The organism is Paucibacter sp. B2R-40, from assembly GCF_025717555.1.
Taxonomy (GTDB): domain Bacteria; phylum Pseudomonadota; class Gammaproteobacteria; order Burkholderiales; family Burkholderiaceae_C; genus Paucibacter_A.
Genome location: NZ_JAJIRP010000007.1, coordinates 118,460 through 142,748, shown reverse-complemented (window position 1 = coordinate 142,748; position 24,289 = coordinate 118,460). Strand labels below are relative to the sequence as shown.

Genomic DNA, 24,289 nt, shown 5'->3' with positions numbered 1-24,289 from the left:
CCCGCAAGGTGTTGAAGCTGGAAATGCCCAAGGCCGCAAAGCCGGTCAATAAGACGCCGGCCGTCAGCATGGCCATGGCGCCCAAGCAGCGCGAGATGCCGCCAAACCCTCCTTCGCGCCCAAGCAAGGAACTGCACGTCTTCCCCAACCCGGCGCCTGAGCGCGACTATGTGATCCAGTTCCAGGTGCCCGAGTTCACCTGCCACTGCCCGCTGACCGGCCAGCCCGATTTCGCTCACTTCACCATCGACATGATTGCCGACCAGCAATGCGTTGAATTGAAGAGCCTGAAGATGTACTTCTGGAGCTATCGCCACGAGGGCGCCTTCCACGAAAAGGTCACCAACACGATCCTGAACGACATCGTCAAGGTCACCGATCCGCGCTTTATTCGCATCACCGCCAAATGGTATGTGCGCGGCGGCATTTACACCAATGTGGTGGTTGAGCATCGTAAAAAAGGCTGGCAGCCGCTGCCAAGTGTTGATCTGCCCTCGCATGGCTTTCAGTCCGGCTTGCTGGCCTGAGCAGCGAGGCTGAGCGCTTGTCCTTCGCCACCAGCAACTGCCATCAAGACATCGCCGTGACGGTGCGGCGCAGCCGCATCGATGGCTACGGCGTGTTTGCGGATGAGGTCGTCAAGCTCGGCGCCAAGCTGGGCGGCTTGACCGGCGAAGCGATCACGGTGGCCGAGGCGCGGCGCCGCGCTCAAGGGCGGCAGCGCATCATGCTGGTGGAGGTATCCGCCAGCCGCGCGATCGACGCCACCCGCTCGGCCGACGCGATGCGCTTCACCAACCATTCCTGCTCGCCCAATGCCCGCATCCAGGTGGAAGATGGCGCGGTCGAATTCTTTGCCATGCGCGACCTGGCGATCGGCGACGAGATCACGGTGGCCTATGGCGCCACCCACCATGAAGGCCGCTTGGCCTGCCGCTGCGCGCAGCCCGGCTGCAGCGGCTGGCTATAGTTTTTGCCCCCCCCAAAAAGGGGACGAACGAGTTCCAACAAGATGAAAACCGCACCTCACAACCCGCTGCTGGACAAGCTCCACCCCTACCCCTTCGAGCGTTTGCGAGCTTTGACGGCCGGCATCACGCCCAATCCCGCCTACCGCCCTATCAGTCTGGGCATTGGCGAGCCCAAGCATCCGGCACCCAAGCTGATCGAAGATGCCTTGATGGCGAGCTTGAAGGGTTTGTCGGGCTACCCGGCCACCGCTGGCGAGCCCTCGCTACGCGAAGCGATCTGCGCCTGGTTGCAGCGCCGCTATAGCTTGAACTTGGACGCGGCGACACAGGTCCTGCCGGTCAATGGTTCGCGCGAGGCCTTGTTCGCCTTGGCCCAGACGGTGATTGACCCAAGCCGCCCCGGCGCCACCGTGGTCTGCCCGAATCCCTTTTATCAAATCTACGAAGGCGCGGCGCTTCTGGCCGGTGCTCAGACGGCTTTTGCCAATAGTGACCCGGCGCGAAATTTCGCCGCCAACTGGAGCGAGATCGACGAGCCCACCTGGTGCCGTACCCAGCTGTTGTATGTCTGCTCACCGGGCAACCCGACGGGTGCTGTGATGCCGTTGAGCGAGTGGCAGGCGCTGTTCGAGTTGTCCGACCGGCATGGCTTCGTGATCGCCTCGGACGAATGCTATTCGGAGATCTATTTTGGCGAAGAAGGCCCGCAGTCCGCGCCGCTGGGTGGGCTGGAGGCGGCGGCCAAGCTGGGCCGCAGCGACTTCAGCAATCTGATCGCCTTCACCAGCCTGTCCAAGCGCTCCAATGTGCCGGGCCTGCGCTCGGGCTTTGTGGCAGGGGACGCGAGCATCATCAAGCGCTTCTTGCTCTACCGCACCTACCACGGCAGCGCGATGAGCCCCATCGTGCAGGCGGCCAGCGTGGCGGCCTGGAATGACGAAGCCCATGTAGTCGCCAACCGGGCGCAATACCGCGCCAAGTTCGCCCAGGTCACGCCGCTGTTGGCAGCGCATATGCGGGTCGCTTTGCCGGACGCGGGCTTTTACCTTTGGGCCGAAGTTCCGGCCCATATTCACGCCGGTGACGACGTCGCTTTCGCCCAAGGTCTGCTGGCTCAATACAATGTCGCGGTGCTGCCGGGCAGCTTGCTAGCGCGCGAGGCGCATGGCATCAACCCGGGAGCCGGTCGAATCCGCTTGGCCCTGGTGGCCGAGCAGAGCGAATGCATGGAGGCGGCCGAGCGCATCGTCGCCTATGTGCAGTCCTTCAAAGACTCGCTTTGACCGCGCCTTGAGTTTTTCTTCACCTCTATTCCCTGACTTTCTTTGAGCTGATTCATGACAACACAATTGCAATCCACCATCGATCTGGCCTGGGAAGGTCGCGCCTCCATCAATGCCGCCAATGCGCCGGAAGTGCGCGAAGCCGTTGAGCAGGTGATGGCCGAGCTGGATGCGGGTCGCTTGCGCGTCGCCGAGCGTCAAGCCGTCGGTCAGTGGGTCGTGCATCAGTGGGTCAAGAAGGCGGTCTTGCTGTCTTTCCGCCTCAATGACAACCGCCTGATGGGTGCAGGCGACATGACCTTCTTCGACAAGGTGCCGACCAAGTTCGGTGGCTTGTCCGAAGACGCCATCCGCGCCATGGGCGTGCGCGTGGTGCCGCCGGCCGTTGCGCGACGCGGTAGTTTTTTGGCCAAGAACGTGATCCTGATGCCGTCTTACGTGAACATCGGCGCCTATGTCGATGAAGGCACCATGGTCGACACCTGGGCGACGGTCGGCAGCTGCGCGCAGATCGGCAAGAACGTGCATCTGAGCGGCGGTGTGGGCATCGGCGGCGTGCTGGAGCCGCTGCAAGGCAACCCGACCATCATCGAAGACAACTGCTTCATCGGCGCCCGCTCGGAAGTGGTCGAGGGCGTGATCGTCGAAGAAAACTCGGTCATCTCGATGGGCGTCTACATCGGCCAGAGCACGCCGATTTATGACCGCGAACTCGACACCGTCACTTACGGCCGCGTGCCCGCCGGCTCGGTCGTGATCAGCGGCAGCCTGCCCAAAAACGATGGCAAGTACAGCCTCTATGCCGCCATCATCGTCAAGAAGGTCGATGCCGGTACGCGCGCCAAGACCAGCATCAACGACTTGCTGCGCGACTGAACTGGAGCGGGGCCGGCATGAGTGGAAATATGGAGCGCATCCTGCGCTTGATGGCCGACAAAGGCGCGTCTGACGTTTACCTGTCGGCCAATATGCCGGTCTTGATCCGCCTGAACGGGCAGATCGTGCAGTTGTCCGACCAGGTCCTCACCCATACCCAGCCGAGGCAGCTGATTGCCGAAGTGGTGGAACCGGCGCAGCTGGCTGAGCTGGATGCAACGGGCGAGTTGAATATGGCCGTGGCGGTCAGCAAGGTGGGCAGCTTTCGGCTCTCGGGCTTTCGCCAGCGCGGCAGCATTGCCGGCGTATTCCGCCATATTCCGCACAATATCCCGTCACTGGAGCAGCTCAATCTGCCGCCGGTGTTGGGCAAGCTGGTGCAAGAAAAGCGTGGCCTGATTTTGATGGTGGGCGCCACCGGCACGGGCAAAAGCACCACGCTGGCCTCGATGCTGGAGCAGCGCAACCAGAATATGAGCGGCCACATCCTCACTATCGAGGATCCGCTCGAATACCTGTTCAGCAATAAGCGCTCGGTGGTCAACCAGCGCGAGGTCGGGCGCGACACTGCCTCGCTGCAAATTGCGCTGAAGAACGCGCTGCGTCAAGCGCCGGATTGCATCTTGATCGGCGAAATTCGCGACCGCGAAACCATGACCGCGGCGATCTCCTACGCGCTGTCGGGCCACTTGGTGCTGGCGACCTTGCATGGCAATAACAGCTATCACGCGCTGAACCGCATCCTGTCTTTCTACACACCGGAATCACGCCCGGCTTTGTTGAATGACCTGGCGGCAGGCCTGAAGTCCATCGTTTCGCAGCGTTTGGTGCGGGCTTCGGCAGGCGGGCGCATCCCGGTGATCGAGATCTTGCTCAACACCAAGCTGATCTCGGAGTTGATCGAGCATGGCGACTTTGCCGGCGTCAAGGAGGCCATGGAAAAATCCATGGCCGAGGGCTCGCAGACCTATGAAGAGAACTTCGCCAAACTGATCATTGACGGCACCATCACACGCGAAGAAGGTCTGGCCTTTGCGGACTCGCCGACCAATTTGCTGTGGCGTTTGCAAAACGACGCGCCCGGCGCCAGCAAACCATCTAGCAAACAGCCTGAGGCCACGCCCAGCGATGAGGCCAGCTTTACCGAGATCACCCTGGACGTGCGCCAGGATTGAAACGCTGCATAGACAAGAACAATTCCATGTCCGACACCCTTGCCCTGCTGGAGGCGCTGATTGCGCGTCCGTCCGTCACGCCGCTGGATGCCGGCTGCCAAGAGCTGATTGGCGCCCGCTTGGCGGCCATCGGTTTCGAGATCGAAAGCATGGACAGCGGGCCGGAGAGCTTTCGCGTCAGCAATCTTTGGGCGATCAAACGTGGCCGGTCGGACGGACCGGTGCTGATGTTCGCCGGCCACACCGATGTGGTGCCGCCGGGCCGACTGGACGCCTGGGCCAGTGACCCTTTTGTGCCCAGCTACCGGGACGGCCGCATCTACGGTCGCGGCGCCGCCGATATGAAGGGTTCGGTCGCGGCGATGGTGGTCGCGACGGAAGAATTTGTCGCCACTCACCCCGACCATGAGGGCAGCCTGGCCTTCTTGCTGACCAGCGACGAGGAAGGCCCGTCGATCGATGGCACCAAGGTTTGCTGCCAGGTTTTACAGGCACGTGGCCAACGTTTGGACTACTGCATCGTCGGCGAGCCGACCTCCGTTGATGCCGTCGGCGATATGCTGAAGAACGGCCGACGCGGCACGCTCAGCGGCAAGCTCAGGGTCAAGGGCATTCAAGGTCATGTGGCTTACCCCCAATTGGCACGCAATCCGATCCACCAGGCAGCACCGGCCTTGGCCGAATTGGCGGGCATGGTTTGGGATGCTGGTAACGCGTACTTTCCTGCCACCACCTTCCAGATCTCCAATATCAGCGCCGGCACCGGGGCGACGAATGTGATCCCCGGCGAGATGGTGTTGGACTTCAATTTCCGCTTCTCGACCGAGTCAACGCCCGAGGGTCTGAAGGCCCGCGTGCTGGCTCTGCTGGAGCGCCACGGCCTCGAGTACGCATTGGACTGGACGCTGGGCGGCGAGCCGTTTTTGACGCCGGTCGGCAGCTTGAGCGAAGCCGTCTGCGCGGCGATTCGCCAAGAGACCGGCCTCACGGCCCAACTCTCCACCACCGGCGGCACTTCGGACGGACGCTTCATCGCCAAGATCTGCCCCCAGGTGATCGAGTTCGGCCCCATCAACGCCAGCATCCACAAGGTCGACGAGTACTTGCCCGCCGACAGCCTGGATCCTTTGAAAAATATTTACCGCTTGACGCTGGAGAACCTACTGCTGTGAAGCTGATTGACTGTATTGAACAAAGCGCCGCCCGCTTGACCGAAGCGGGCGTTTCTTTTGGGCATGGCACAACGAATGCTTTTGACGAAGCTGCTTGGTTGGTCTTGTGGAGCTGCGGCTTAGCCCTAGACAGCCTGGAAGAGCATGAGCAAGACGCCCTGAGCCCTGAGAGCTCGGCCAAAATTGAGGCCTTGCTCGAGCAGCGCATTGCCACCCGCAAGCCCGCCGCCTATTTGACCCAGGAAGCTTGGCTGCAGGGCGTGCCCTTTTACATCGACGAGCGAGCCATCGTGCCGCGCAGTCTGATCGCCGAGTTGATCGCCGATGAGGCGATCGACTCCTGGCTGTCGGATAAAACCCGGCGGGTGCTCGATCTGTGCACCGGCAATGGCTCGCTGGCCGTGCTGGCCGCAATGGCCTGGCCCGAGGTGCAGGTCGACGCGATCGACTTGAGCGCCGACGCGCTGGCCGTGGCCCGCATCAATGTGGACAAGCATGGTCTGGGCGAACGCATCCGCTTGCTGCAAGGCGACGGCTTCGCGCCGGTGGCCGCTGAAGCTGCGCGTTATGACCTGATTTTGTGCAATCCGCCTTATGTCAACGCGGATGCTATGAGCACGCTGCCCGCCGAGTACCGCGCCGAGCCCGAGTTGGCCCTGGCGGGCGGCGCGGATGGCATGGATTTTGTGCGCCGCTTGCTCAGTCAAGCCGCCGAGCACTTGACCGAGAACGGCCTGCTGGTGCTGGAAATCGGCAATGAGTGCGAATATTTTTACGCTGCCTTCCCGCAGCTTGAAGTGGCCTGGATGGCAACATCGGCCGGAGACTATCAAGTGTTAATCGTTACCCCTGCAGCATTGAGAAAAGAAAAGGCCCTACTCGCATCATGATCACGCTACGCAATATCACGCTGCGGCGCGGCACCAAGGTCGTCCTCGACGATGCCTCCGTCACTCTGCAACCGGGTGAAAAAATCGGCCTGGTCGGGCGCAACGGCGCCGGCAAGTCCAGCCTCTTTGCGATGCTGACCAACCGCCTGCAAAACGACAAGGGCGAGGTCGATATCCCGCGCCAATGGGCCGTCGGCGAAGTTGCACAGGACATGCCCGAGACCGAGATGCCGGCCACCGACTATGTGCTGGAGGGTGACCGCCGCCTGATGGAAGCCCGCATGGCACTGGACGCGGCCGAAGCCGCCGAAGACGGCCACGCGATGGCCGATGCCCACGCGATGCTCAGCGATGCTGGCGCCTTTGACGCCCGCCCACGTGCGCAAGCGCTGCTGATGGGCCTGGGCTTCAAGGGCGCGCAAGTTGACGCCCCAGTGAACAGCTTCTCGGGCGGCTGGCGCATGCGCTTGCAGCTCGCCCGCGCACTGATGTGCCCGGCCGAGCTGATGCTGCTGGACGAGCCGACCAACCACTTGGACTTGGACGCGCTGGTCTGGCTGGAAGCCTGGCTGATGCGCTACGAAGGCACGCTGATCGTGATCAGCCATGACCGCGAATTCCTCGACGCGATCACGAAAGTAACCCTGCATCTGGACGAAGCCAAGCTGATGCGATACGGCGGCAACTACACGGCCTTCGAGTCGATGCGTGCCGAGCGCATGATCTTGCAGGCAGCGGCCTTTGGCAAGCAGCAAGACCGCATCGAGCATCTGCAAAAGTTCATCGACCGCTTCAAAGCCAAGGCCAGCAAGGCCAAGCAGGCGCAAAGCCGGGTCAAGGCGCTGGAACGGATGGAGCGCCTGGCGCCTGTCTTGGCTTCGGCCGATTTTTCGTTCGAGTTCCGCGAGCCGCTGAACCTGCCCAATCCGATGTTGATGTTCGACGAAGTCGCCTGTGGCTACGACACCGACGAAGGCGAAAACGTGATCGTGCGCGGCATCAACCGCTCGGTGCTGGCCGGCCAGCGCATTGGCATCCTGGGCGCCAACGGTCAGGGCAAGTCGACCTTGGTGAAAACCGTGGCCCGCGCGCAGCGCGCGATGGGCGGCATGATCACCGAGGGCAAAGGCCTGACGATCGGCTACTTTGCCCAGCAGGAAATGGACGTCTTGCGCCCCGATGAAGGCCCGCTCTCGCACATGGTGCGCTTGGCCAAGGACATGGCGGCCAACGGCGGGACAGGCGCGCGCGAGCAGGAGCTACGCGACTTTTTGGGCCAATTCCGCTTTGTCGGCCCGATGGTCAATCAGGAGGTCGGCAGCCTCTCCGGCGGCGAAAAAGCACGCCTGGTGCTGGCCATGCTGGTTTGGCAGCGCCCCAACCTCTTGCTGCTGGATGAACCAACCAACCATCTGGACTTGAACACGCGAGAGGCGTTGTCGATGGCGCTGAACGAGTTCGAAGGCACGGTGATGCTGGTCAGCCATGACCGCGCCTTGCTGCGCGAGGTCTGCGACGAATTCTGGCTGGTGGCCAAGGGCGTGGTGGCGCCGTTCGACGGTGATCTGGACGATTACCAAAAGTGGCTGCTGGAGCAATCCAAGGAGGCCGCCAAGGCCGCTAAAGAAGCCGCCAAAGCTGCGGCAAAGAGTGCCATCAAGAATGCAGGCAAGCCTGCCGCGCCAACGGTGGCCGCACCTGCCCCAGCGCCCGCAGCTGCGCCCACAGACCGCAAAACAAGCGGTCAAGCGCGCCAAAAGCTGGCCGAGCAAACCAAGCCGCTGCGCCGCGAGATGGACGCCATCGACGCCCAGCTGAACAAGCTGGCGGACGAGCGCACGGCCGTCGAGGCGCAGTTGGGCGCTGGCACCGCCACACCGGCTCAAATTGCCGAGTCAGGCCGGCGCTTGAAGGCCATCCACGACGAACTCGCAACTGCCGAGCTGCGTTGGCTGGAGCTTAGCGCCGAAGTCGACGCGCTGCACGCCGCGAACTAAGTCAGGCGCTCAGAAGCACGGCCACCATTCCTAAGGCGGCCGGCAGCGCCTGGATGAAAGCAATCTTGCGGCTGACGGTGGCGGCGCCAAACAGGCCCGCCACCACCACGCAGCCCAAGAAGAACAACTGCACTGCATGGCCTGCCGCGCCTTGGCTCAAACCCCAGAGCAGGCCGGCAGCCAGAAAGCCGTTGTACAGCCCCTGATTGGCGGCCAGCGCCTTGCTGGCCTGGGCAAACTCCGGCGTCAGCCTAAAGGTCTTCAGCCCCAGTGGCTTGGTCCACAAGAACATCTCCAGCACCAAAAAATACAGGTGCAGTGCGGCCACCAGGGTCAGTAGCGCGTTAGCGATCAAGGTCATCATCGAGTCTCTCTTCGCGGGTAAATAACCACTTAGATTGTGTGCAATTTAATTGCACTCTACATTACATCCCATGCTCAGACGAAAAGCCACCCCTGCACGGACCCAGTCCAGCGCCGACGAATGGCTGCAGCTGGACCGGCAACTGTGCTTTGCGCTTTATGCCAGTTCTTTGGCCATGACCAAGCAATACAAACCCTTGCTTGCTGCGCTCGGGCTCACCTATCCGCAGTATCTGGTGATGTTGCTGCTGTGGGAGTCGGACGGCATGAGCGTCTCAAGCCTTGGCCAACGCCTGTCACTGGATTCCGGCACCTTGACGCCTTTGCTCAAACGACTCGAAGCGAATGGCTTGATCAATCGGCAACGCGCTGTTGATGATGAGCGCCGGGTCGACATCTTCCTGAGCGAAGCGGGTAACGCACTGCGCGTGCAAGCCCGCCAGATTCCACCGCAGATGGCCTGCGCGACCGCCTGCTCCCTGGAAGAACTCCAATCACTGACCCAGCGCCTTCATCAGTTGCGCCAGCAGCTCAGTCTTTTCCCCGTCCCTTCCCTCAACCCTTGAAGAAAGACCTCAACAAAATGGCACTCGAAAAAGTTTTATACACCGCCCACGCCACCTCGACCGGCGGCCGCGAAGGCAAGTCGGCCACACCGGACGGGACGCTCAGCGTCACCTTGTCGACCCCCAAAGAACTGGGCGGCGCAGGTGGCCCTGGCACCAACCCGGAGCAGTTGTTTGCGGCGGGCTATTCGGCCTGTTTCATCGGCGCGATGAAGGCAGTTGCGGGCAAGACAAAAACTGCCCTGCCGGCGGATTTGTCCATCACCGCCGATGTGGGCATTGGCCCGATCCCAACCGGCTTCAGCATCCAGGTGGCCTTGCATATCAGCCTGCCCGGCATGGCCCGCGAAGCCGCCGAACAATTGGTCCAAGCAGCTCACCAGGTCTGCCCCTACTCCAACGCCACGCGCGGCAATATCGACGTGACCTTGACAGTGGTCTAAGACTCGATGGCGGCCAGTTAGCCGGCCGCCATCAGCCTGAGCAAAAGCTCGACCCGGGCCTTGACCGGGCTGAGCGCACCGGCGCTGGGCAAGGCGTCTGCGGACTCGGTCACCGGGCCGGCATCACAGCGAGTGCTGCGCAGCACGGCCACCCCCCGTGCCTGGGCTGCGCGCAAGGCGGCGTCCAATTTCAGCGACAGACTGCCATTGCCGGTGCCTGCTACCACCAGCCCATTCACGCCGGAATTGACCAGCGCATCGACCACCGCACCGTCAGCGCCTGCGTAGTTCAGCAAGACTTCCACGCGCGGCCAATTTGCTGCGGCGGCACTGACAATGCTCAGCCCAAAGGGCGGCTGCCCGCCTTCAAGCCCGCCCAGCCATCGAACCGCACCCTCTTCCACCACGGCCAACCTTGCACCATCAACCGAAGCGAAAGCGTCCACCCGGTAACTGTGAATCTTGCGCACTTGAGCGGCCGAATGCACGGCACCCGCAAAAACGACCAACACGCCGTGCGCTTGAGGGTCAAGTGCGACATTGACGGCATCCAGCAGATTCTGCGGTCCGTCTGTTTGCAGCGCTGTCGCAGGCCGCATCGCAGCGGTCAACACCAGCGGCTTGCTAGGAGCCAATACGCGATGCAAAAAGTAAGCGGTTTCCTCCAAGGTATCGGTACCGTGGGTGATGACGATACCCGCTACTTCGGGCCTGGCCAAATGCGCGGCCACGCGCGTTGCGAGCTTTTGCCATGTCGCAAAGTCCATGTCCTTGCTGTCTAGTTGGGCAACTTGCTCGGTTTCTAACCGCCGTCGCCCCAAGGGCGGAATAGCCTGCACCAATTCAGCAACGCCCAACTGCGCCGCCTGATAGCCGACGTTGTCGGCCGCATCTTGTGCCGTGCCGGCAATCGTGCCGCCGGTGCCCAATAGCACCACCAAATCCGCTCGGTTTGTTTGGGACAAACCACTGATCAGTTCATTTGTGTTTTGCAATTTTCGTCAACCTGGATGAAAATACAGTTACTGGATATATATTCAGGCCAGCAATAGCAGAGGACTTCCATGGATGTCAGCCCCAAACTCACCGCCCGCCAACAGCAAATCCTCGACTTAGTTCGCAGCGCCATTGAAAGCACCGGCGCACCACCGACCCGAGCCGAAATTGCACGGGAGTTGGGATTTCGCTCCGCCAATGCCGCCGAAGAACATTTGCAAGCCCTTGCCCGCAAAGGCGTGATCGAGTTGGTGGGCGGCACTTCGAGAGGCATCAGGCTGAAGTCTGACACATTGCGCGCCCTGAACGAGGCCCGGGATGCGCGAGACGGCCGCAAAGCCACCGAACCAGAGTCAAAACAGCGATCGTTTGACACTCAATTCAGCCTACCACTGGCGAGCTTGGCGCAGCTCACGTTGCCGCTGGTAGGCCGGGTAGCGGCGGGCCAACCCATCCTGGCACAAGAACATATTGAACAAAGTTATACCGTTGAAGCGAATATGTTCGTCCGCCAACCGGATTTCTTGCTCAAAGTGCGGGGCATGAGCATGAAAGACATAGGCATCATGGACGGCGACTTGCTGGCCGTCCAGAAGATCAGTGAAGCCAGCAACGGCCAAATCGTGGTGGCCCGCATTGGTGACGAAGTCACGGTGAAACGATTTAAACGCAACCGCAGCGGTATTGAGCTTTTGCCGGAGAACCCTGAGTTCTCACCCATTCTGATTAAGTCCGGCGACGAAAGTTTCTCGCTTGAGGGCTTGGCAGTGGGATTGATACGAAATCAGATGTTTCTCTGAACTATGGTGAAGCTGAGTTTGACTTGCAGACAAACTCGGTTTCTATCGATTGAGATATCTTGCTGTACATCCAAGTTGATGCAGCAATGGCCAGAAGATGCCTAAGCTGTACCAGCAAAAGAAAAAGCCCCGGAAACAAATGTTTCCGGGGCTTTCAATATTGGCGGAGTGGACGGGACTCGAACCCGCGACCCCCGGCGTGACAGGCCGGTATTCTAACCAACTGAACTACCACTCCAAATGTGCTGAATTGCTTCAGCGCATCGAACAAAATTTGTATCCATCAATCTGATGAATACCAAGCATTGTCAAACTTGGCGTCCCCTAGGGGATTCGAACCCCTGTAGTCACCGTGAAAGGGTGGTGTCCTAGGCCTCTAGACGAAGGGGACTAAACCTTCTAAATCTTATCTACTTGAACCGCGCGCCAACCACTCGCCCGAAAGCAAATGGTGGAGATAAACGGGATCGAACCGTTGACCTCTTGCATGCCATGCAAGCGCTCTCCCAGCTGAGCTATACCCCCAAATTCCGGGCATCGCGCTGTTCAAGCTCGATTATTCAATACTGCACTACTCAAAAACAAGCGGCCAATTTCTTGGCCGCTTTTAGCGATACCTAACAGCAAATATCTCGCTGCTTCAACCTAATTCAGCATTTTGCTGAACGTCACAATTTTGGCGGAGTGGACGGGACTCGAACCCGCGACCCCCGGCGTGACAGGCCGGTATTCTAACCAACTGAACTACCACTCCATGTATATAAGTGTATCACATATATACTTAACAAATTTGTAGTTGTTTTGAAATTTTTTAACTCTTTCAAACAACTACCAAGTTTTGTAAAACTTGGCGTCCCCTAGGGGATTCGAACCCCTGTAGTCACCGTGAAAGGGTGGTGTCCTAGGCCTCTAGACGAAGGGGACTAAACCTTCTACTTTCCTGAACTGCGCGCCATCCAAATAGTATCAACATTACACCGATAATATTTGGTGGAGATAAACGGGATCGAACCGTTGACCTCTTGCATGCCATGCAAGCGCTCTCCCAGCTGAGCTATACCCCCTTAAAAACTCCAGAACGTCAACTTAGTTGATGCCCTAGCGTTTCGCGCTGTTCAAGCAAGACATAGATTGTAGTATGAATTTCAACTGGAGCGCAAGCGATCGATGACAATTTCTTTTGTGAACAAGGCCAGTACGGCGTCCACGCTCGGTGTTTGCACGCGTCCACACACCAAAGCACGCACTGGCATAGCCAGCAAAGGCATCTTGATGCCGTGGGCAGTGATGGTTTCCTTGATCGCTGCGGCAATGCCCATCTTGCTCCATTCGGCCTCAGCCAGCTTGATCGCCAAGGTTTGAAGCGCCGGCTTGACTGCTTCGGTCAGATGCGCCGCCAAATCCTCTGCTGTTGGCGCAACCGGTGCGAAGTACATGATCAACCAGTCCGCCAGGGCGACCGTAGTAGCACACCGATCCTTGAACAGCGCGCACATTGGAACCAGGGTCGCAACGTCAACCGTCAAGCCGCGTTTAAGCAGTTGAGCCGCGACCAAAACGGCCAGTCGCGCGTCATCGGCTTGCTTGATGTACTGGCTATTGACCCACTCCAACTTGGCGGGGTCCCATTGCGCCGGACTCTTACTCAAGTGCGAGCCATCAAACCAAGCCACCAATTGCTCGCGCGAGAACAGCTCTTCATCTCCATGGCTCCAGCCCAGGCGCGACAGATAGTTCAACATCGCCTCGGGCAAATAGCCGGCATCTTCATAGGCGGTCACACTGACCGCGCCTCGACGCTTGGACAATTTCTGGCCGTCATCACCCAGAATCACCGGCACATGGCCAAACTGCGGCAATGGCGCGCCGAGCGCATTGAAGATATTGATCTGCCAAGGCGTGTTGTTGACATGCTCATCGCCGCGGAAGACATGGCTGATGTTCATGTCCCAGTCGTCGACCACAACGCAGAAGTTATAAGTCGGCACACCATCCGGGCGGACGATGATCAGGTCGTCGATCTCGCGGTTGTTGATGGTGATGGGGCCTTTGACCACATCGTCCCAGGTCACATCACCTTCGAGCGGGTTCTTGAAACGCACGACCGGCTGCACGCCTTCGGGTGCGGCCGGCAAGACCTTGCCGGGCTCCGGCCGCCAGCGGCGGTCGTAATGCGTTTTTTCACCACGTGCGCGCTGCGCTTCGCGCATTTCATCCAATTCTGCCGGCGAACAGTAACAGCGATAGGCCTTGCCCTCGGCTATCAATTGCTCAACGACGGCGCTATAGCGCTCCAGCCGCTGCATCTGGTAAATCGGGCCTTCGTCATAGTCCAGCCCCAACCACTGCATCGAAGCGAGGATCTGCTCGACCGAGTCCTGGGTCGAACGGGCAACGTCGGTGTCTTCGATACGCAGCACAAACTGGCCGCCGAAGTGGCGTGCATAGGCCCAAGAGAAAAGGGCCGTGCGGGCGGTACCCAGATGCAAAAAGCCGGTGGGTGAAGGCGCGATACGCGTGCGGACGGGGGTAGATGGGTTTTGGCTCATAGGGATGGCAAAGTAGAAAGTCCACGCAGCAAGTCGTCGGTGATGTCGTCAACATGCTCCAGCCCGACGGCAAGGCGAATCAGACCTTGGCTGATGCCGGCGGCCTGGCGCTGAGCTTCGCTGAGGCGCCCATGCGAGGTGGTGGCAGGATGCGTGATGATGGACTTGGTATCGCCCAGATTGGTGGCGATGCTGAGCACTCGGGTGCTGTCGATGACATGAAAGGCAGCCGCACGTGCGGCTTCGGGCGTCGCCGCGCGCAACTCGAACGACAGCACCGCCCCGCCCTGCCCCGACTGCTGGCGCATCGCCAATTGGTGCTGTGGGTGCGAAGGCAACGCGGGGCAATAGACGCGCGCCACTTCGGGCCGCGCCTCCAACCAGCGCGCCACGGCCAGCGCTTGTTCGCTCTGCGCTCGCATGCGCAAGTTCAGCGTTTCCAGGCCCTTGAGAATCACCCAGGCATTGAACGGGGCAAGCGTCATGCCGACGGTGCGCAGGACCGGGGCGAAAATGTCCTTGATCAGGTGATTGGGACCACAAAGCGCGCCACCCATGACCCGGCCCTGGCCGTCCATATATTTGGTCGCTGAGTGCATGACCAGATCCGCACCAAGTTTGGCCGGCTGTTGCAGGGCCGGGGTGGAATAGGTGTTGTCCACCACCAGCAATGAGCCGCCGGCATGGGCCATATCGGCCAACGCGCGGATATCGCAGACTTCAGTCAGCGGGTTGGTCGGCGTTTCGGCGAACAAAATACGCGTGTTGGGCCGAATCGCCGACTGCCATTCCTGCAGATCGGTTTGCGAGACAAAGGTGGTGTCGACACCGAATTTGCCGAACTCTTTGGCGAACAGATTGATCGTCGAGCCAAACACCGAGCGCGAGCAGATCACATGGTCGCCGGCCTTGAGCAAGCCCATGCACAAAAGCAGGATGGCGCTCATGCCGGTCGACGTGGCGATTGCGCCTTCCGTGCCTTCCATCGCCGCCAGGCGCAACTCCAAACTGCGCACCGTCGGGTTGCTGGTGCGCGAGTAGGTGAAGTCTTCCGACGCGGCAAAGCGCTGCGCCGAGGTCTGCGCATCGGGCTGCACATAAGCGCTGGTCAGAAACAATGCTTCCGAGTTCTCGCCATGCTGGCTGGGCGCGAGGGCCAGGCGCACGGCCAAGGTCTCGGGACGCAAACCGTCCGGCAACTGCGCGCGGGCAAGGCGGCGAGCTTCTTCACTGCTCATCGGCCATCACCCCCGCTTTGCAAAGCCAGCCGCGTGCGCGCCGGGCCGTCCTCTTCATCGCCTTGGCTGCGCCGCTGTGCTTCGAGCTTGGCGAAATCTTCGGCGGTCACATCGCCGGTGACATAGATCCCGTCGAAACACGAAGCCTCAAAGCCGTCCAAGGCCGGTTGCAAGGCGGCGACCACACGCTTCATCGCATCAACATCTTGATAGATCAAGGCATCGGCGCCGATGAACTGCCGGATTTCCTCATTGCTGCGGTTATGCGCAACCAGTTCTTCGCTGGTCGGCATGTCGATGCCATAGACATTGCGGTAGCGCACCGGTGGCGCGGCAGAGGCCAGATAGACCTTGCGCGCCCCGGCCTCGCGGGCCATTTGCACGATCTCCTTCGAGGTGGTGCCGCGCACGATCGAATCATCCACCAACAAGACATTGCGGTTCTTGAATTCCAGCCCGATCGCGTTGAGCTTTTGGCGCACCGACTTCTTGCGCTCGCCTTGGCCCGGCATGATGAAAGTGCGGCCGACATAGCGGTTCTTGACGAAACCTTCCCGGTAGGGTTTACCGATGCGGTGCGCCAATTGCATCGCGGACGGCCGGCTCGACTCCGGAATCGGGATCACCACGTCGATGTCGCTCGGAGGCATGGTGGAGATCAAGCGCTGAGCCAGGGTTTCACCCATATTCAGCCGCGCTTGGTAGACCGAAATGCCGTCCATCACCGAGTCCGGGCGGGCCAGGTAAACAAACTCGAACATGCAGGGGTTCAGCGTCGGATTCTCGGCGCATTGCTGTGTATGCAACTTGCCGTCCATGTCGATGAACAAGGCCTCGCCGGGAGCAACGTCGCGCGTCAATTTGAAGCCGGTGCCCTCCAGCGCGACACTCTCGCTGGCCACCATATGTTCACCGCTTTCCGCCTGACCAAAGCACAGCGGGCGAATACCAAAGGGGTCACGAAACGCCAACATGCCGTGTCCGGCGATCAGCGCGATCACCGCATATGAGCCCTTGATGCGCTTGTGCACCGCAGCCACGGCTTTGAACAAACCTTCGGCGCTCAGCGGCGCGTCGCGAACGACTTGCTCGATTTCATGCGCCAGCACATTGAGCAGCACTTCGGAATCGCTTTCGGTGTTGATGTGGCGGCGATCAATGTCGTAGAGCTCGGTCTTCAAGCTTTGCGCGTTGGTCAGGTTGCCGTTATGAACCAAGACCAGACCGAATGGCGCGTTGACGTAAAAAGGCTGCGCCTCTTCTTCGTTATAGGCATTGCCGGCGGTCGGGTAGCGCGTTTGGCCCAGCCCAATATTGCCTGGCAAGGCGCGCATATTGCGTGTGCGGAAGACGTCGCGCACCATGCCACGGGCCTTGTGCATAAAGCATTTATTGCCCTGCATGGTGACGATGCCAGCAGCATCCTGACCGCGATGCTGCAGCAGCAACAGTCCGTCATAAATCAGCTGGTTAACCGGTGAGCGAGAGATCACGCCGACGATGCCGCACATGGTATTTCCTTGTCTTGAAGGGACACAAACAAAATTCAGGGCCTGAGCGCGGGCTCAGGCAGGGACATATTTCAGCACTTCATCCGGCAGCGCCGGACGAACTTCGTGCAGTACTTTTTGCAAGCCAGCGGCCAGTTGTGACTCTTGCCAACTTGACCAGTCCTTGGCCGGCGTCATGCTGACCAAAACAGCCATGATCAAGCACACCAGCAAGCCACGCAAAAATCCAAACATACAACCCAGCAAACGGTCGATCACGCTCAAGGGGGTTGCGTGCAGCAAGGCCCGCACCAACTTCGCACCCAGCGTCCAAACCAGCAAGATCAATATAAAACTCAAGCTCAGGCCCAGCACATGCAGCATGCCTGCCTCAAAGCGCTGCTGCGGCAGCCAAGACTCCACCAAGGGTGCCAATGCGGGCGCGCCGAAATAGGCGATCAACCAGCCAGCAATTGACAGCAACTCAAACACCAAGCCGCGCCACAAGCCCAGCAAGGCCGAGCCGGCCAGCAGAGCCAACAAGGCCCAGTCGACCCAACTCGTCAGGTTACTCAAACAAGACCACCGCGCTATTCAAATCCGACATCAAAGCGTCAACACCGCCGGCGACAAGCCGCTGGCGCGCAATTTTGCGGCGGCTTTGTCCGCCTCATCTTTGCTGGCGAACGGCCCCACACGCACCCGCACGCGCTTACCGCCGGGCGTCTCTAGCACTTGCGTATAGGTTTTCAGGCCAAGCTTTTCGACCTTGATACGAACCTCTTGCGCTGCGTTCGCATCGGCAAAAGCTCCCACCTGAACAATGGCGCGCTGTCCCGATTCAGCCGCTTTACTCTGACCGGCTTTACCCTCCAGCAGCGACTGCACCCGGGCGGCCTCTTGCTGCGAGGCGGCCTTGTCAGGATGATGTTCCGCGACCTTTTTGTCAGGCGTTTTTTCACTGGGCTTTGCCAACTGCTTGGGCTCAACCTTTGGCTCCGGCTTGGGTTCTGCTTTAGCTTCTGTTCTAGGCTCAGGCTTGATTGAATCGAGCTTGACGGTGCCGGTTGCTGGCAGCGTCGCGGCAGGCTCCTTTTCCGCAGACCCGGCACCCACTTGCTTTTGAGCACTAGCTGGCAAAACTGGGTTGTCCGTTGCCGCCTGCTCGGTCGGAGCGGGCAGCGGCGGCAAGGCCGGTGCTTGAAGTTGCGCCGGTACACGCAGGGGCGGCACGGCTTCTTTGCCTGGGATGTCAATCGGGAGATCAACCGGAATCGGGCGGGGCTGGGTCTCGAACAGCAGCGGGAAGCCAATCACTCCGATACCAACCAGCAGTGCCGCGCCGATCAGGCGATGGCGAGCGCGCAGGCGCAAATGCTGCACCGCATCAGCGGCATCTGCCACAGGTTTTGCACCCGATTTGGCCCCTGACTTCGCGCTTGAAGTCGCGGCCGAATTGGCTTCACCGCGTTTAAAGAATGACAACAGACCCATGGCAAGAATGGCAGCGTGAGCCGGCTCGACGAGATGAAGCGAAATGAATCGGCTCCCTTGCGGAAGCCGTGGAATCAAGACTGAGAACTGCTGGTTTGAGGCGGCTTGCCGGCCTGCAAACGCGGCACACCGTTCTTGAGCACACCGCCAACGGTGAAGAAGGAACCGAAGACCAGAATTCTATCAGCGGGGTCGGCGGCAACGGTCGCCGCAGCCAGCGCTTCGGCGGGGCTCGGGTGCACATGCAGGCTCAATTCTTTCGGTGGCTTCAAGCCGCCGGCCGAACATAGCGCCTCAAACTGCGCCAGCAAGGCCTCAGCCTTGGCCGCGCGTGGGAGTTCAAGATCACAGAAATGCCAAGCGTCAACCAGCGGTGCCATTTTCTGAAAAATGCCGTCCAGGTCTTTGTCCGCCATCGCACCGAAGACCGCATGCGTGCGCGGGAAGAAGCCCATCTGGTCCAGGTTTTGTGCCAAGGCCGCCACCGCATGCGGGTTGTGCGCGACATCCAGTACCAGGTTGGGCTGACCCGCAACGACCTGAAAGCGCCCCGGCAGCTCCACCATGGCCAGGCCATTGCGCACCGCCTGCGCGCTGATCGGCAGCCGCTGGTACAGGACTTCAAACACCGCCAGCACGCCGGCAGCATTGAGCAACTGGTTGACGCCGCGCAACGCCGGGTAGGCCATGCCGCTGAAACGGCGCTCGCGGCCCGACCATTGCCATTGCTGGCGGTCACCGCTGTAGGTGAAGTCTCGACCGAGCTGACGCAAATCTGCGCCGATCTCAGCGGCGCGTATGGCCAGCGAGGCCGGCGGCATGGGGTCGCTGACAACAACGGTGCGACCGGCACGCATGATGCCTGCCTTCTCGCGCCCGACCGACTCACGGTCCGGCCCCAGGTATTCGGTGTGGTCCAGATCGATGCTGGTGATAACGGCGCAATCGGCATCGATCACATTGACGGCATCCAGGCGCCCACCCAGGCCAACCTCCAGAATCACCAGGTCGAGCGGCTCGGCCGCCAGACGCAGCATGATGGCCAGCGTGGTGAACTCAAAGTAAGACAGGGTCAACTCGCCACGCGCCGCTTCCACGGCCGCGAAGTGGGGCAGCAAAGAGGCCGCCGATACCGACTCACCGCCGACTCGGCAGCGCTCCTGAAAATGCACCAGATGCGGCTTGATATACAAGCCCACCCTGTAGCCGGCCTGCAAAGCGATAGCCTCCAGCATCGCGCAAGTCGATCCCTTGCCATTGGTGCCGGCCACCATCACCACGGGCGGCTCGAACTTCAAGCCCAGACGGTCGCGCAATTTGATGACGCGATCCAGCGTCATGTCTATGGTCTTGGGGTGCAGGCGCTCGCAGTGAGCGAGCCATTCTTCTAGGCTGGTGGGCAACATATGTTTTGGCGCAAAACAAGACGGCCAGACCTTGTGGGCCTGGCCGCTGGGGGTTTTTACAGCGAAATCAGGGGACCGCTCAAGCTACCGCGTCCGAACTCATGCGCTGCAGCATCGCCAACTGGCGCGCCACGGTTTCACGCAGCTCACGCCGATCAACAATCATGTCCACAGCGCCCTTCTCGAGCAGGAACTCGGCGCGCTGGAAACCCGGCGGCAGTTTCTCGCGCACGGTGTTTTCGATCACGCGCGGGCCGGCAAAGCCGATCAAGGCCTTGGGCTCGGCCAGCACCACATCGCCAACGAAGGCGAAGCTGGCCGACACGCCGCCCATGGTTGGATCGGTCAAGATGCTAATAAAGGGCAACTTGGCTTTGGCCAGCCGGGTCAAAGACGCATTCGTTTTGGCCATCTGCATCAGGCTCAACAAGCCTTCTTGCATACGCGCGCCGCCGGTGGCAGTGAAGCAGATGAAGGCCGTCTTTTGTTCGATCGCCGTCTCGACGCCGCGCACAAAGCGCTCGCCGACCACCGAGCCCATTGAGCCGCCCATGAAGTTGAACTCAAAGCAGGCCGCCACCACGGGGATGGTCATCAAGGCACCGCCCACCACCACCAAGGCATCGGTTTCACCCGTTTGCTCCAGCGCGTCCTTGAGCCGGTCGGGATACTTCTTGCTGTCCTTGAACTTCAAGGCGTCCACCGGCAGGACCTCTTGGCCGATCTCATAACGGCCTTCGCCGTCGAGAAAGGCATTCAACCTCGCGCGCGCGCCGATGCGGTGGTGATGACTGCACTTGGGGCAAACATTGACGTTTTGCTCCAAGTCGGTCTTGTACAAGACCGTCTCGCAAGACGGACACTTGATCCACAAACCTTCCGGCACCATACGGCGCTCGGTCGGGTCGGTTTGCTGCATCTTCGGCGGCAGAAGTTTTTCAAGCCAACTCACAAGCAGACTCCTTTTATCTTGATGATAGGTGGCGCGCTGAAAGCCTCAGGCGTCCAAAGCACTACGAATTTCGCGGATGAACTGAGCACCCGTCAACGCAACATTATCGCGCGGCTGAACCTCCAGCAGCTCAACCAGTCGCGAACCGATGACGACAGCGTCCGAGACATCGGCGACCGCACGCGCCGTGGCTGCATCGCGGATGCCAAAACCGACGCCGACCGGCACCGATATGTGACGCCGGATGCGCGGAATCATCTCGGCCACTGCGGCCGTGTTCAAGTGCCCGGCACCGGTCACGCCCTTCAGCGAGACGTAGTAGACATAGCCGCTGGCGACCTCACCGACACGCTGCATGCGCGCGTCGGTCGAGGTCGGTGCAAGCAAGAAAATCGCGTCCATGTCCTGCTCCTTCAATAAAGCAGCAAAACGCACGCATTCCTCGGGCGGGTAATCAACCACCAACACACCGTCCACGCCGGCGGCCTTGGCGTCGAGTACAAAGCGGTCAAGCCCATAGCGCTCGATCGGATTGGCATAGCCCATCAAGACCACGGGCGTGAGTTGATTGCTGACGCGAAACGCCTGCACATCGGCCAGCACAGCTTTGAGGCCAATGCCGGCCTTGACGGCGCGCTCGGCCGCACGCTGAATCACCGGGCCATCGGCCATCGGGTCGGAAAAAGGCACGCCGAGTTCGATCACATCGGCGCCGGCCTCGGCCATCGCCAGCATCAACTCGACCGTCACATCCGGGTAAGGGTAGCCAGCGGTGACAAAAGGAATCAAGGCCTTGCGGCCCTCGGCGGCAAGGCGAGCAAAGGTAGCTTGGATGCGACTCATGGCTGACCTCCGTTCTTGGGCAAGGCAAGGACCGCATCGCCACCCTTCACGGACTGGCCTTTGCATGAAGGCCGGCAGAAGAACTCCGCCTGCGAGAGATCGGCAACCGTGCCGATGTCCTTGTCGCCGCGCCCGGACAGATTGACCAATAAATGCTGATCGGCAGGCAGCGTCGGCGCCAGCTTCATCGCATAGGCCACCGCATGGCTGGACTCCAGCGCCGGGATGATGCCCTCGGTGCGGCACAGATGATGGAAAGCCGCCAAGGCCTCGGCATCGGTAACGCCGACATATTCGGCCCGTCCGATATCCTTCAGATAGGCATGCTCGGGGCCAACGCCGGGGTAATCCAGGCCGGCCGAGATCGAATGGGTTTCGATGATCTGGCCGTTGTCGTCCTGCAGCAAATAGGTGCGATTGCCGTGCAAGACGCCGGGGCTGCCGGCCGACAAGGTCGCGGCATGCTTGCCAGACTCGATCCCCTCTCCGGCCGCCTCGACACCAATCAAGCGCGTACCGGCATGCTCGATGTAGGGGTAGAAAATTCCCATCGCATTGCTGCCGCCGCCCACGCAAGCGATCACGGCATCGGGCTGGCGGCCAATCAGCTCAGGCATCTGCACCAGGCATTCATCGCCGATGATGCGCTGAAAGTCACGCACCATCATCGGATAGGGATGCGGGCCGGCCACGGTGCCAATGATGTAGAAGGTCGATTCGACATTGGTGACCCAGTCGCGCATCGCCTCGTTGAGCGCATCCTTCAAGGTCTTGGACCCCGACTCGACCGGTACCACCCGCGCACCGAGCAAATGCATGCGATAGACGTTGGGCGACTGGCGCTTGATGTCTTCGCTGCCCATATAGACCACGCATTCGATGCCGTAGCGTGCGCAGATGGTGGCCGTGGCCACGCCATGCTGGCCGGCGCCGGTTTCGGCGATCACGCGCTTTTTGCCCATACGCTTGGCCAACAAGGCCTGGCCAATGGTGTTGTTGATCTTGTGCGCACCGGTGTGATTGAGGTCTTCGCGCTTGAGAAAGATCTGCGCGCCGCCGAGCTCGCGGCTGAGTCGGTCGGCGTGATAGATCGGGCTTGGGCGGCCGACAAAATGAGCCAGCTCTTTTTTGTACTCGGCAATGAAGTCCGCGTCCTGGCTGTAATGCGCGTAGGCCGCATTCAGCTCATCAAGCGCATGCACCAAGGTTTCGGCAACAAAGCTGCCACCGTAGGTTTGGCCCTTGACCGGGCCGAAATGCCCTTGGGCATCGGGTTGGGAATAGCTATTCATGGGGAATCTCTCAGATTTCGGGACTACTCGCTGCGAGCGCATCGGCTTGAGCGACCGCCTCACAGAACTCACGCATCAGCTTGGCGCATTTGAGGCCGCGTCCTTGCGCCTCTACGCCCGAGCTGACGTCAACGGCCCAGGGCCGCAGCTGCGTGATCCCAGCCAGCACATTTCCGGCATGCAACCCACCAGACAAAACGAGGGGAGAGCCCAGGTTTTTTGGAATGAGAGACCAATCGAAGACCTTTCCACCACCGCCATAACCCTCGACATGGGCGTCGAGCAAGATCGCTTGGGCGGCTGAATGTTGTTGGGCGTAGTCTACCAAATCAAAGCCCGGCTCCATGCGAGCAGCGCGCATATAGGGACGGCCCGGCCGCGCGCAGTCTTGCGGGGTCTCATCGCCGTGAAACTGCAGCAGCATATTGGGTAGCGCACGCAAGCCTGCCTCCAATTCAGCCGCGCTCGCGTTGACGAACAGGCCCACCGGCGTCACAAAAGGCGGCAGCAGTTGGGCCAACTCGGCGGCACGCGCCGGGCTGACGTAGCGTGCGCTCTTGGCGTAGAAAACAAATCCAATCGCGTCTGCACCGGCCTCGACGGCGGCGAGCACATCGGCCTCGCGGGTCAGACCACAAATTTTGATGCGCGTTCGGTTCTTCATGGATTCATCAAGGTTGAGGCGCGCCGGGCAACCAGCCCATCGCTGAGGTCTGGCTCGGAATTTGGTACTCGGCCGCGTAATAGGGGCCGACGAAATAAAGGCCATCAGCAGGAAACGTTGGCGCAGCGAACTTGCGATCCTTGCCGGCCAGCACGCCGGCAAACCAGGGCAGATCGCGGGTTCCGCGCCCGACAGCCAGCAGGCTGCCCATCAGATTTCGCACCATATGGTGCAAAAAAGCCGAACCGTCAAAATCAAAGCGCCAGTAGTCACCCTGTTTGGCAATCGAGATGCTGCGCATGGTCTTGATCGGCGAGGCGGCCTGACATTCCGACGAGCGAAAAGCGCTGAAGTCATGCTCACCCAAGAGCAGGTCCGCGGCCTGGCGCATCGCTTCGCCGTCCAGCCTGTAATGCACCCAACCGACCGAGCCCGCCTCTATTGCAGGCCGCACCGGCGACTCCAGCAAGACATAGCTGTAACGCCGACCCTGAGCGGCAAAGCGCGCGTGGAAGGGCTCCGCCGCGAACACACACCATTGAATCGCCACGTCGGCAGGCAAAAAGCAATTCGTGCCGCGCACCCAGGAAGCAGCGTCGCGGTTCACCTCGGTGTCAAAGTGCACCACCTGATTGAGGCCGTGCACGCCAGCGTCGGTGCGTCCGGCACAGACGGTGCGTATATCGCTGGCGGTGAATTTTCTCAACGCAGCTTCCAGCACATCCTGCACGGTTTGCCGGTCGGCTTGGGCTTGCCAGCCGTGATAGGCCCGACCACGGTAACTGACCCCCAGCACTACACGCATCGGACTGCACTCAATTGACGCCTC

24 protein-coding genes and 6 tRNA genes are annotated in these 24,289 nt (G+C 60.6%); 11 read left to right on the top strand and 19 right to left on the bottom strand.

The window, feature by feature from the left end:
• Window positions 1-95: 95 nt before the first annotated feature.
• Genes queF through LNV09_RS15420 form a run of 8 tightly spaced genes read left to right on the top strand, consistent with a single transcriptional unit; the run spans window position 96 to window position 8,364 of the window.
• Window positions 96-527: a preQ(1) synthase gene (queF, locus tag LNV09_RS15455; protein WP_263558132.1), complete on the top strand. Its 432-nt coding sequence runs from the start codon at window positions 96-98 to the stop codon at window positions 525-527.
• Window positions 528-544: 17 nt separating this feature from the next.
• On the top strand, window positions 545-970 hold the full coding sequence (locus tag LNV09_RS15450) for an SET domain-containing protein (protein WP_263557960.1): 426 nt from the start codon (window positions 545-547) through the stop codon (window positions 968-970).
• Between the two features lie 42 nt (window positions 971-1,012).
• Entirely contained in the window at window positions 1,013-2,254 is a 1,242-nt protein-coding gene (dapC, locus tag LNV09_RS15445) for a succinyldiaminopimelate transaminase (RefSeq protein ID WP_263557959.1), read from the top strand.
• A gap of 54 nt (window positions 2,255-2,308) precedes the next feature.
• Window positions 2,309-3,130: a 2,3,4,5-tetrahydropyridine-2,6-dicarboxylate N-succinyltransferase gene (gene dapD, locus LNV09_RS15440; protein ID WP_263557958.1), complete on the top strand. Its 822-nt coding sequence runs from the start codon at window positions 2,309-2,311 to the stop codon at window positions 3,128-3,130.
• A 17-nt stretch (window positions 3,131-3,147) separates the two neighbouring features.
• On the top strand, window positions 3,148-4,305 hold the full coding sequence (locus tag LNV09_RS15435; protein WP_263557957.1) for a PilT/PilU family type 4a pilus ATPase: 1,158 nt from the start codon (window positions 3,148-3,150) through the stop codon (window positions 4,303-4,305).
• Between the two features lie 26 nt (window positions 4,306-4,331).
• Window positions 4,332-5,477, top strand: a complete 1,146-nt coding sequence (gene dapE, locus LNV09_RS15430; protein WP_263557956.1) for a succinyl-diaminopimelate desuccinylase — start codon at window positions 4,332-4,334, stop codon at window positions 5,475-5,477.
• Window positions 5,474-6,367, top strand: a complete 894-nt coding sequence (gene prmB / locus LNV09_RS15425; protein ID WP_263557955.1) for a 50S ribosomal protein L3 N(5)-glutamine methyltransferase — start codon at window positions 5,474-5,476, stop codon at window positions 6,365-6,367. Before dapE ends, prmB begins: the two co-directional genes overlap by 4 nt.
• Complete coding sequence (locus LNV09_RS15420; RefSeq protein ID WP_263557954.1) at window positions 6,364-8,364, top strand: ABC-F family ATP-binding cassette domain-containing protein; 2,001 nt, start codon at window positions 6,364-6,366, stop codon at window positions 8,362-8,364. The genes prmB and LNV09_RS15420 overlap by 4 nt, the downstream gene beginning before the upstream one ends.
• A gap of 1 nt (window position 8,365) precedes the next feature.
• Here the strand turns inward: LNV09_RS15420 and LNV09_RS15415 are convergent, their stop codons facing one another.
• Complete coding sequence (locus tag LNV09_RS15415; protein ID WP_263558131.1) at window positions 8,366-8,725, bottom strand: DUF1304 domain-containing protein; 360 nt, start codon at window positions 8,723-8,725, stop codon at window positions 8,366-8,368.
• Window positions 8,726-8,798: 73 nt separating this feature from the next.
• Here LNV09_RS15415 and LNV09_RS15410 point away from each other — a divergent pair, with 73 nt between their 5' ends.
• Window positions 8,799-9,293, top strand: coding sequence for a MarR family winged helix-turn-helix transcriptional regulator (locus LNV09_RS15410; protein ID WP_263557953.1), 495 nt, complete (start codon window positions 8,799-8,801; stop codon window positions 9,291-9,293).
• A 17-nt stretch (window positions 9,294-9,310) separates the two neighbouring features.
• Window positions 9,311-9,736, top strand: coding sequence for an organic hydroperoxide resistance protein (locus LNV09_RS15405; RefSeq protein ID WP_263557952.1), 426 nt, complete (start codon window positions 9,311-9,313; stop codon window positions 9,734-9,736).
• 17 nt (window positions 9,737-9,753) lie between these two features.
• Here the strand turns inward: LNV09_RS15405 and LNV09_RS15400 are convergent, their stop codons facing one another.
• Entirely contained in the window at window positions 9,754-10,701 is a 948-nt protein-coding gene (locus LNV09_RS15400; RefSeq protein ID WP_263557951.1) for an asparaginase, read from the bottom strand.
• 99 nt (window positions 10,702-10,800) lie between these two features.
• Here LNV09_RS15400 and lexA point away from each other — a divergent pair, with 99 nt between their 5' ends.
• A complete protein-coding gene (gene lexA / locus LNV09_RS15395) occupies window positions 10,801-11,532 on the top strand; it encodes a transcriptional repressor LexA (RefSeq protein ID WP_263557950.1) in 732 nt (243 codons plus the stop codon).
• 161 nt (window positions 11,533-11,693) lie between these two features.
• On the opposite strand, the gene LNV09_RS15390 is transcribed toward lexA, so the two are convergent.
• The 17 genes from LNV09_RS15390 to truA all read right to left on the bottom strand — a co-directional run bounded on the left by LNV09_RS15390 (window position 11,694) and on the right by truA (window position 24,265).
• A tRNA-Asp gene (locus LNV09_RS15390) sits at window positions 11,694-11,770 on the bottom strand.
• 77 nt (window positions 11,771-11,847) lie between these two features.
• A tRNA-Glu gene (locus LNV09_RS15385) sits at window positions 11,848-11,923 on the bottom strand.
• A 58-nt stretch (window positions 11,924-11,981) separates the two neighbouring features.
• Window positions 11,982-12,057: transfer RNA gene (locus LNV09_RS15380), tRNA-Ala, on the bottom strand.
• A gap of 152 nt (window positions 12,058-12,209) precedes the next feature.
• Window positions 12,210-12,286 (bottom strand) — tRNA-Asp (locus tag LNV09_RS15375).
• Window positions 12,287-12,380: 94 nt separating this feature from the next.
• Window positions 12,381-12,456 (bottom strand) — tRNA-Glu (locus LNV09_RS15370).
• 64 nt (window positions 12,457-12,520) lie between these two features.
• A tRNA-Ala gene (locus LNV09_RS15365) sits at window positions 12,521-12,596 on the bottom strand.
• A gap of 81 nt (window positions 12,597-12,677) precedes the next feature.
• Window positions 12,678-14,081, bottom strand: coding sequence for a glutamate--tRNA ligase (gene gltX, locus LNV09_RS15360; protein ID WP_263557949.1), 1,404 nt, complete (start codon window positions 14,079-14,081; stop codon window positions 12,678-12,680).
• On the bottom strand, window positions 14,078-15,319 hold the full coding sequence (locus LNV09_RS15355) for an O-succinylhomoserine sulfhydrylase (RefSeq protein WP_263557948.1): 1,242 nt from the start codon (window positions 15,317-15,319) through the stop codon (window positions 14,078-14,080). Before LNV09_RS15355 ends, gltX begins: the two co-directional genes overlap by 4 nt.
• Window positions 15,316-16,830, bottom strand: coding sequence for an amidophosphoribosyltransferase (gene purF, locus LNV09_RS15350; protein WP_263557947.1), 1,515 nt, complete (start codon window positions 16,828-16,830; stop codon window positions 15,316-15,318). The genes LNV09_RS15355 and purF overlap by 4 nt, the downstream gene beginning before the upstream one ends.
• Before the next feature lie 54 nt (window positions 16,831-16,884).
• A complete protein-coding gene (locus LNV09_RS15345; RefSeq protein ID WP_263557946.1) occupies window positions 16,885-17,385 on the bottom strand; it encodes a CvpA family protein in 501 nt (166 codons plus the stop codon).
• 30 nt (window positions 17,386-17,415) lie between these two features.
• Complete coding sequence (locus tag LNV09_RS15340; protein ID WP_263557945.1) at window positions 17,416-18,381, bottom strand: SPOR domain-containing protein; 966 nt, start codon at window positions 18,379-18,381, stop codon at window positions 17,416-17,418.
• Window positions 18,378-19,709, bottom strand: coding sequence for a bifunctional tetrahydrofolate synthase/dihydrofolate synthase (gene folC / locus LNV09_RS15335; protein ID WP_263557944.1), 1,332 nt, complete (start codon window positions 19,707-19,709; stop codon window positions 18,378-18,380). Before folC ends, LNV09_RS15340 begins: the two co-directional genes overlap by 4 nt.
• 79 nt (window positions 19,710-19,788) lie before the next feature.
• The gene (gene accD / locus LNV09_RS15330; protein WP_263557943.1) at window positions 19,789-20,661 is read right to left on the bottom strand and encodes an acetyl-CoA carboxylase, carboxyltransferase subunit beta; all 873 of its coding nucleotides are present in this window, start codon (window positions 20,659-20,661) and stop codon (window positions 19,789-19,791) included.
• 45 nt (window positions 20,662-20,706) lie between these two features.
• Window positions 20,707-21,504, bottom strand: a complete 798-nt coding sequence (trpA, locus tag LNV09_RS15325; RefSeq protein WP_263557942.1) for a tryptophan synthase subunit alpha — start codon at window positions 21,502-21,504, stop codon at window positions 20,707-20,709.
• On the bottom strand, window positions 21,501-22,796 hold the full coding sequence (gene trpB / locus LNV09_RS15320; protein ID WP_263557941.1) for a tryptophan synthase subunit beta: 1,296 nt from the start codon (window positions 22,794-22,796) through the stop codon (window positions 21,501-21,503). The genes trpA and trpB overlap by 4 nt, the downstream gene beginning before the upstream one ends.
• A gap of 10 nt (window positions 22,797-22,806) precedes the next feature.
• A complete protein-coding gene (locus tag LNV09_RS15315; protein ID WP_263557940.1) occupies window positions 22,807-23,460 on the bottom strand; it encodes a phosphoribosylanthranilate isomerase in 654 nt (217 codons plus the stop codon).
• Between the two features lie 7 nt (window positions 23,461-23,467).
• A complete protein-coding gene (gene truA, locus LNV09_RS15310; protein ID WP_263557939.1) occupies window positions 23,468-24,265 on the bottom strand; it encodes a tRNA pseudouridine(38-40) synthase TruA in 798 nt (265 codons plus the stop codon).
• Window positions 24,266-24,289 lie beyond the last annotated feature (24 nt).